Source organism: Thermococcus sp. (assembly GCF_026991495.1).
Taxonomy (GTDB): Archaea; Methanobacteriota_B; Thermococci; order Thermococcales; family Thermococcaceae; genus Thermococcus.
In genome coordinates, this window is the sequence record NZ_JALXBJ010000037.1 from 1 (window position 1) to 7,962 (window position 7,962).

A 7,962-nucleotide genomic window follows, 5' to 3' on the forward strand; every position below is an offset into this window, starting at 1 on the left:
TTTTCTTCGCCGGAAACGCCCTCCTCATCGGAATAGGGCTAACCGGGAGAAGGCACTCGGAATCCCTCGCTCAACTCACCGGCTACTCCGATTACCTCCTCTTCGCAGTCCTCGGCTTCATGGTTCTGGGCTTTGGGTTGACCTTTCTCAGCGGGTTCGTCTGGAGCGTGGTTGACGAGCTCTACGCTGGAACCCTTGAGTACTCCCTCGCCTCGCCGATGAGGAGGATAACCTTCTTCCTCGGAAACGTCCTCGTAAGGCTGGCCCTCAACGGCCTCTTCCTCCTGATATACGTCCCCCTCTTCGTCCTCCTCTTCAACCTGAGAATAGAAGCGGTTCCCTTCCTCAAAGGACTTGCCGTTCTCCTCCTTGGAACGCCGGGGATGGTTGGCCTCGGCTTAGCGGCAGCTGGTGTTGTCCTCTACCTCCGCGACCCGGGGCCCTTCATAAGCATCCTTGAGATGCTCGTCTTTGCCCTCAGCGGGGCGATGTATCCGCTCTCAATCCTACCAAGACCTCTCCAGTGGCTGGCAAAGGCCCTTCCCTACGCCCCGACGACCGAGACTTTGAGAAAGGTAGTCGTCTCGGGTTTCTCCGGGGCGGTTTCAGGCATAGCTTACCTAACGGTAATCTCTCTGGCCTACGCCTTGCTCGGCTACCTAACCTACAAATGGAGTGAAAAACAGGCGAGAAAAATTGGGCTTAAGAGCTACTAAAGCCCTAGGTTAAGGCTCAGCTTCGGCATCTTCCACTCGTCGAGGATCGAGCGAAGCTCCTCGTTTTTGACCTTTGAGTAAAGCTCGTCGAAGCGGGCCTTTGCATCCTCGTCACCGGCCTTCCAGCGGGCTAGCTCGCCGATAGCCTTGAAGAAGTAGGCCGTGTCGTCCTCGAAGAGGTCGGCAAAGGCATCCATGTTCTTCGCGATTACCTCGTAGGAACCCTCGTTGAAGAGCCCCTCGATGAAGTCAACGAGCGTGTCAAAGACGAGGCCGAAGACGTCGTCGCTAACGTTTATCGCCTTCAGTAGGGCATCGCGAAGGGCTTTGAAGGCTTTGCCGTATTCTTCCCTTCCGGCCCATATCTCGGCCTCTATCAGCTTCGCGTTTATCTCCACCTCGTCGTCCCTCGGGTTCCTCAGGACTTCCCTTATGAGCGCTTCCGCGGCCTCGTAGTCGCCAAGCTCGTACTTGAAGTGCGCCAAATCAAGGAGGCTTATCATGCGGTTCTTCTCGTCTTTGAGCCTCTCAAATATCTCCCTCGCGCGCTCCATCAGCTCTATCGCCTTCTCCGTCTCCCCAACGTCATCGTAGTTGACCGCGAGGTTCGCCAAGGTCAGCGCTATCTCCTTTTCGTTCCTTAGCACCTCTTCCTCGTGCTCAAGGAGCTTTTGGTAGACCTCAATCGCCTTGTCCGGCTTTCCGAAGTGCTCGTATGCATCCGCTAAGTAGTAGAGCGCCGTCGCGTACTCCTCAGGGTCGTCCTTCTTGAGCTCGACGAGTCTCTTATAGAGGTCTATTCCCCCCTCAACGTCATCGAGGTGAGCGTAGACGTGCCCTATCTCATGTGCCAGCTCATAGGGGTCTTCGCACTCAATCACAACGTCCTTGAGCCTCTCAAGCTCCCTTCTAAGCTCCTCCTCGTCTTCGATGGACTCGATATAATCATCAAAGAGCTCGAGCAACTTCTCGCAGTCTTTCTCCGCTAAGGCCTTCTCCCACTCGGCCTTTACGTCAGTCATCTTAACCACCGGGGCTGATTTGGAAAAGCGGTTAAAAAGCTATGGTCAGTGGTCTGAGTTATTCCCAGCGAGACGGCCACAACAAGACCCGGAGGTATCTAAAAACATCGACGGGTATCATAAGGCTCAAGGGGATGTAGGCATTTTATTTGTTGAGGTGTTTTTTCCAGAATTTTCCAGGTAACAAGGAAACGCCGAGTACTATGAGGAGGATTGAGAGTGAGATTAAACTTTGCCCTGCTATCATCTCCCACACCGCCAGCATTCCGAGTAAGAAAACGGAGATAACACCCGGATAGGAGCTTATTTTTAACATCCTTGGAATGTATCCTTTACCGTAGGGAACCCCCAGTACCTCCAAAACCGCCCCGAAGAGTATAAAGGTCTCTACTGTAGTGTCGAGTGTTTTCACAACATCCAGCCCAGTGTACGCCTCCACTGCGACCGCGGATAACCCAAGGAGGAACGTGAAGCTCATTATAAGAAGTACAGACCTCCTCCTGAACTCCGGTACCCTCCGAGGATTCAATGGTTTTTTGGAAAGTTCCATCATCACTCTGGTAACTACCTCACCGAGGGGAATCATGCTTGACAGTGCGGCAAAAAAGAACGCCGAATACAGGAAGTAAAGAACGGTCATCATGCCAATGGCCTCAAGGGTTTTTGGCAGTGTTGATATAACTACCTCCCTCCCCTGGATGCCCCCACTCGCTGATATCGACATGGCCATTATCATTATCACTGCACTGAGGAGCCCTGAAAGAGTGTCGAGAATGACTCCTACAGTAGCTACTTTGAATGGGCTGAGCTTCTCTGATAAAAAGCTCCCCAAAATGAGGTAGAATCCCATTCCAATCCCCACAGAATAGGCTGCCCGTTTGGCCGTATCCACGAGCATATTTGCGCTCACTCCCTTCCATGAGAGCGCCTGAAGTAGCTGATCTTTGAACACTGACGTCATTCCCATTGCCCCAATTCGGGAGTAAAGGATCCAGCCCGCCACAAGAAGGGCGGCAAAGACCATAGCCAAGGAAACTATCATCGCATCCATTATATGGTTCCCGCCCCCACTAAGGGTGAGGGTAAGCACTGCAAAGAACAGCAGCAACGCTATAACACTCCATCCACTGGAGGGAAACAACTCATCAGGAGCCAGTTTTTTCAGGAACCATCCACTGACAATTGGGTAATACAACAACAGGAGTACGTCAAAGAGGAAAAAAGATATTGCAGGCCCCAAAGTGTCGAACTCCCTGTTGTAGAACTCTACCAACTCATATCTCCTGTTTTTTGTGCTTACCATTGCGGTCGAGATTAAGGGCACCATAACGGCTATCATAAAAAGATAGGAGAGCAATCCACCCAGTCCGTACTCCATGAGAAGAGCCGGGAACTTCCAGAAGTTTGAAACGCCTATCATATAAGCGGCCACCACAAGGGAGATATACCAGAATCCGCTCCGGTTAAACATGATAATGTTCCCTCCCGTCTTCATTTATCGTATCCTTTGTGTTATAAACCCATCGCTGTAGAATACCAGATTAAAATGTAGCGTCTTCCATGAAGTCACTGTCACAACATCACCGGATGGCTTCCCAAACTCGATCTTAATGTTAAAATAATGCATACAGAAGTAGAAGAATAAAGTTGTAGAACCATTTCAGCGGCTGCCTTATAAAATTGCTCAGAAAAGCCCAATCGTTCTTTTAGCATCTTGCATCCGCGCTTGATATCTTCCCTTGACTCGAAAGTTATATGGAAAAACTCACCCTAACCAAAAATTTTATAAATAGTCCAAAGGAAGGATAATGCGGAACCTCAATTGCCCCCGATGCCCGTCAGTCCACAAAAAAACGGAGGGGGTGAGGGAGATGGCACAGCTCGCAGGTCAGCCTGTTGTGATTTTGCCGGAGGGAACCCAGAGGTACGTTGGAAAGGACGCGCAGAGGCTCAACATCCTTGCGGCCAGGATCATAGCCGAAACCGTCAGAACAACCCTCGGGCCGAAGGGAATGGACAAAATGCTCGTCGACAGCCTCGGGGACATAGTCATCACCAACGATGGAGCCACCATTCTCGACGAGATGGACATCCAGCACCCTGCAGCTAAAATGATGGTTGAGGTTGCCAAGACCCAGGACAAGGAAGCCGGTGACGGTACTACTACTGCCGTTGTCATCGCCGGAGAACTCCTCAGGAAGGCTGAAGAACTACTCGACCAAAACATCCACCCGAGCGTTATAGTCAAGGGCTACACCCTCGCCGCCGAAAAAGCCCAGGAGATACTCGATGGTATCGCCAAGGAAGTTGACGTCGAGGACGTTGAGACCCTCAAGAAGGCCGCTGTTACAGCCATCACCGGTAAGGCCGCCGAGGAGGAGCGCGAGTACTTAGCGGAGATAGCGGTCGAGGCCGTCAGACAGGTGGCCGAGAAGGTCGGAGGCGGCTATAAAGTTGACCTCGACAACATCAAGTTCGAGAAGAAGGAGGGAGGAAGCGTCAGGGACACCCAGCTCATCCGCGGCGTCGTCATCGACAAGGAGGTAGTCCACCCGGGAATGCCGAAGCGCGTTGAGAACGCTAAGATAGCCCTCATAAACGAGGCCCTCGAGGTCAAGGAGACTGAGACCGACGCCGAGATAAGGATCACCAGCCCGGATCAGCTTCAGGCGTTCCTCGAGCAGGAGGAGCGCATGCTGAAGGAGATGGTTGACAAGATTAAGGAGGTTGGCGCGAGCGTCGTCTTCGTCCAGAAGGGTATCGACGACCTTGCCCAGCACTACCTTGCAAAGTACGGCATAATGGCGGTCAGGAGGGTTAAGAAGAGCGACATGGAGAAGCTCGCGAAAGCCACTGGCGCGAAGATCGTCACCAACGTTAAGGATCTCACGAGTGAGGATCTCGGTGAGGCCGAGCTTGTCGAGCAGAGGAAAGTAGCTGGAGAGAACATGATCTTCGTTGAAGGCTGCAGGAACCCGAAGGCGGTAACGATACTCATTCGCGGTGGGACGGAGCATGTGGTTGACGAGGTCGAGCGCGCTCTCGAAGACGCCGTCAAAGTAACCAAGGACATCATCGAGGACGGCAAGATCGTCGCTGCTGGCGGTGCCCCGGAGATCGAGCTGGCCATTAAGCTCGACGAGTACGCCAAGGCGGTTGGCGGCAAGGAAGCCCTGGCTATAGAGAACTTCGCCGAGGCATTGAAGATTATTCCGAGGACTCTCGCGGAGAACGCCGGTTTAGATCCCATAGAGACCCTCGTGAAGGTCATAGCGGCGCACAAGGAGAAGGGTCCGAGTGTTGGGGTTGACGTTTTCGAGGGCGAGCCTGCCGACATGCTTGAGCGCGGTGTTATTGCCCCGGTTAGGGTCGTGAAGCAGGCCATTAAGAGCGCCAGCGAGGCAGCGATAATGATCCTCCGCATAGACGACGTCATAGCGGCAAGCAAGCTCGAGAAGGAGAAGGAAGGCGGAAAGGGAGGCAGTGAAGAGTTCAGCAGCGACCTCGACTGAAGTTCTAACTTTTTAGCCTTTCAACCTATCTATTCTTCCGCTGTCTGTCCTTGCCCGATGCCCCAGTCTTTCTCGAAGGCAGATGGCCTTTTAAGACGCCAACGTTGCCGTGGATGCTCTCTTCGAGGGAAACCCGAAAGAAGAAGGTTAGCACTGGATTTTTCCAAAATTGCGGGAGGTAACCAGTGTACATCCTGAGGATTTTTATAATCGAAGGCTCGGTGTGGGAATTGATTATCACACACTGCTGAGCTTAATCGAGGAATTTAACGTAAAGGACGAGAACGAATTGCTCAACCTCGCTGTTTACGTCTCTGAAAATGTTCATCCTCGTGCAGTCGATGCCTATTACTTTTTTATTCTGAAAGCCTCGCCCTTCACGACGGGGGGAAGTTAGATAGCGACCGCCATGCTCACGGCCAGTGCTCTCGTTTCAAACGACAGGCTCATGGTCAAAAACAGTATAAGAAGCTGGCATTGAGGCGTTTTATCTCCTTGAGGAGTTTGATAAGCTAAGGGAAAGATTGGATGGCATTTGACAATTTCTTAATCTCCTCCTCCAGTCTCTTCAACTTTCCTTTAAACCTCCTCACCTGGGCGTTGGCAATGCCAACGATCCTCTCGATGTAATATCCATCCACCCAGAGCTCTCCGTTCTCTCCCAAAGGGACGTCCATCCTCTCCGTCGAGCGTATCTCAACGAGGAGCTTTTTGTGGCTGATGCTCTTGACGTTGGAGTACTTGAAGCCGAGGCCTACCGCGAGGTTGAGCAACTTTACCGCATCTTCCATCGTCCTCGCGGCGACGTGGAGGATCGGGCTCCTCACGAGAAACCAGAGCTGGCCAGAGTTGTGTCTTCCAACGGCCTCAAGAACTTCCTCAACAGCAACTTCCCTGTGCCACTTGCCGAGCCAGACCGAGTTCACCTTATCGCCGAAGTGGGGCATCTCCATTACCGAGATCCTGCCCGAACAGGAGGAGGTGGTAAAGTAGTTGTCGAGGGCGTTGATCTTCTCAAGGAGGGGGATTATATCGTGATCAACCTTATCTTCGGCCAGAGCCTTTCTGAGGCCTTCCATTGCCCTTGCCCTCTGCTCATTGAAGTTCTTTGTGTAGAGGAACATGGTAGTGGGTCTGTATTTGATATTTAAACTTTAACGCTCGAGAAGAATCAGCTTAAGTTCTGAGACCTCCGTGATGGCCAGGAAGTCTGAATCATACGTTATCACTTCCTCATCCCGGTTGATACAAACAGAGGCAATAGAAGATCCGCAAAACCCTGAGGCTTACCCCGCTTTAGAAGTTTCTCTTGCAACTGATGGGCAGTATGTAGTCATCGAGGGTAGGAAATAAAACCCTACCCTTAAACAGGGAATAACTAACCACCCGAGGAAACTCGACAAAGCTGACCTCCTCCCCGCTCTGAAGGGCGAAGGTTCCAATGAACTAACCCCTCGCTAAGGGCGGGGAGGTTTGAGGGGTTTCATTCAAACCCAACTCAAAGCGGGTCTTCGACCCCTCTGGCCCGGTCTTAGGCCAATTACCCCTCCTCTGAGCGTAAAACCCGCTCAGACTCGGGGTTATCGTTTTTGCCACCTTCTTCAAGATATTGAAAGCACCAACCAAGTCAGCATTAAACACAAGCCCCGTCACGGGACACTTAAACAAACCACGAACAAAACGAGCCCCCTCGTGGGGCTTCCCGCAAACGGGACAAGTTTTCGAAGTGAAAGCCTCATCAACGACTTCAACGAGGATACCATACTCTCCCGCAACTTCCCTGAGTCGCTGAATCACCGTGTTAAACCGCCACACGTGGGAGAGGAGAAAATTCTGCCTCGCTCCCTTATCAGAGTTTCTACTGATGCCCTTGGGATAACCAACGACAATCCTTGAAACTCCGAGGTGATACAGCCTTTCAACAGTTTGTCTCACGGCAGTGTTAATGTAGTGCTTCGCCTGAAGCTTAGCTTTTTGGTGGAGGGCTTTGAGTTTTCTACTGTTCTTTGCTCCACTCTTGTTGAGTTGGGACTGATAGTCAGCGATAACCTTCCTAAAGTAGAAGTCAATGGCTTTCAACGGTCTTCCATTGACGAGAAAGCTTTCCCCATTCTCGACGTAAACGGCCATTAAATTGTTCACTCCCAAGTCTATGCCCGCTGAAAGGTCGCCCAATGGTTTTCTCGGGACTTTGACCCACTCGCCGTTGATTAGCTTCTCCTCCACCGTGATGCTAATGTGGGCATGCCATGTTCTTTTGATTGGGTCGTAGGTGAGTTCTAATCTCCCCTGCTTGCCCTTCAAGTGTATTCTGCCTTTAAATTGGACTTCAAGACGTTTGAATTTCCCAAGGCCCTTGAGGATTAACTTGTTACCCTCAATCTTGTACTGGTCGTTTCTGAGGATGATTAATGGTTTTCTCTTCCCATCGTCCTTCAAATAGTTTGGCGGTTTTGGTTTGAAGTCTTCTGGCAGTTCTCCGTTTCTTTTGCTCCTTAAGAGGGAGAAGAAGCTCCGCCAAGCTTCGGCGTTCTTCCTGCAAATTTGTTGAACGGTTGCGGAACCGATTTCCTTCTTGAACTCCTCGTAAACAATCTTTTCAGTCTTGTTAAAGTCCACGATTTGTTCTTTGAAGAATTGTTGTCGTCTTAGATAGTTTACTCGGTTCCAAGCTTTAGCTCCAGTATCGGCTAACTCGAAGAGGGTTTTCTC

General features: G+C 51.4%; 6 protein-coding genes. 2 read left to right on the plus strand and 4 right to left on the minus strand.

Going from position 1 to position 7,962, the window contains the following annotated elements; genetic code table 11:
- Positions 1–716, plus strand: a 716-nt coding sequence (locus MVB78_RS04875; RefSeq protein WP_297488627.1) for an ABC transporter permease, incomplete at its 5' end; no start/stop codon positions are given.
- On the opposite strand, the gene MVB78_RS04880 is transcribed toward MVB78_RS04875, so the two are convergent.
- Positions 713–1,738, minus strand: a complete 1,026-nt coding sequence (locus tag MVB78_RS04880) for a lipopolysaccharide assembly protein LapB (protein WP_297488667.1) — start codon at positions 1,736–1,738, stop codon at positions 713–715. The genes MVB78_RS04875 and MVB78_RS04880 overlap by 4 nt on opposite strands.
- A gap of 145 nt (positions 1,739–1,883) precedes the next feature.
- Positions 1,884–3,233: a sodium-dependent transporter gene (locus MVB78_RS04885; RefSeq protein ID WP_297488630.1), complete on the minus strand. Its 1,350-nt coding sequence runs from the start codon at positions 3,231–3,233 to the stop codon at positions 1,884–1,886.
- Positions 3,234–3,609: 376 nt separating this feature from the next.
- On the opposite strand from MVB78_RS04885, the gene thsB reads away from it, so the two are divergent.
- A complete protein-coding gene (gene thsB / locus MVB78_RS04890; protein ID WP_297488670.1) occupies positions 3,610–5,250 on the plus strand; it encodes a thermosome subunit beta in 1,641 nt (546 codons plus the stop codon).
- A gap of 512 nt (positions 5,251–5,762) precedes the next feature.
- Here thsB and MVB78_RS04895 read toward each other — a convergent pair.
- Positions 5,763–6,374 carry a hypothetical protein gene (locus tag MVB78_RS04895; RefSeq protein WP_297488633.1) on the minus strand — a complete coding sequence of 204 codons (612 nt, stop codon included), beginning with the start codon at positions 6,372–6,374 and terminating at the stop codon, positions 5,763–5,765.
- A 322-nt stretch (positions 6,375–6,696) separates the two neighbouring features.
- On the minus strand, positions 6,697–7,962 hold a 1,266-nt coding region (locus tag MVB78_RS04900), incomplete at its 5' end, for a transposase (protein WP_297488636.1).

What these genes read in the sequence shown, in the direction of transcription:
- MVB78_RS04880 (WP_297488667.1), bottom strand. Translation starts at nt 1,738, where the DNA reads ATGACTGACGTAAAGGCCGAGTGGGAGAAGGCCTTAGCGGAGAAAGAC.
- MVB78_RS04885 (WP_297488630.1), bottom strand. Translation starts at nt 3,233, where the DNA reads ATGAAGACGGGAGGGAACATTATCATGTTTAACCGGAGCGGATTCTGG.
- thsB (WP_297488670.1), top strand. Translation starts at nt 3,610, where the DNA reads ATGGCACAGCTCGCAGGTCAGCCTGTTGTGATTTTGCCGGAGGGAACC.
- MVB78_RS04895 (WP_297488633.1), bottom strand. Translation starts at nt 6,374, where the DNA reads ATGTTCCTCTACACAAAGAACTTCAATGAGCAGAGGGCAAGGGCAATG.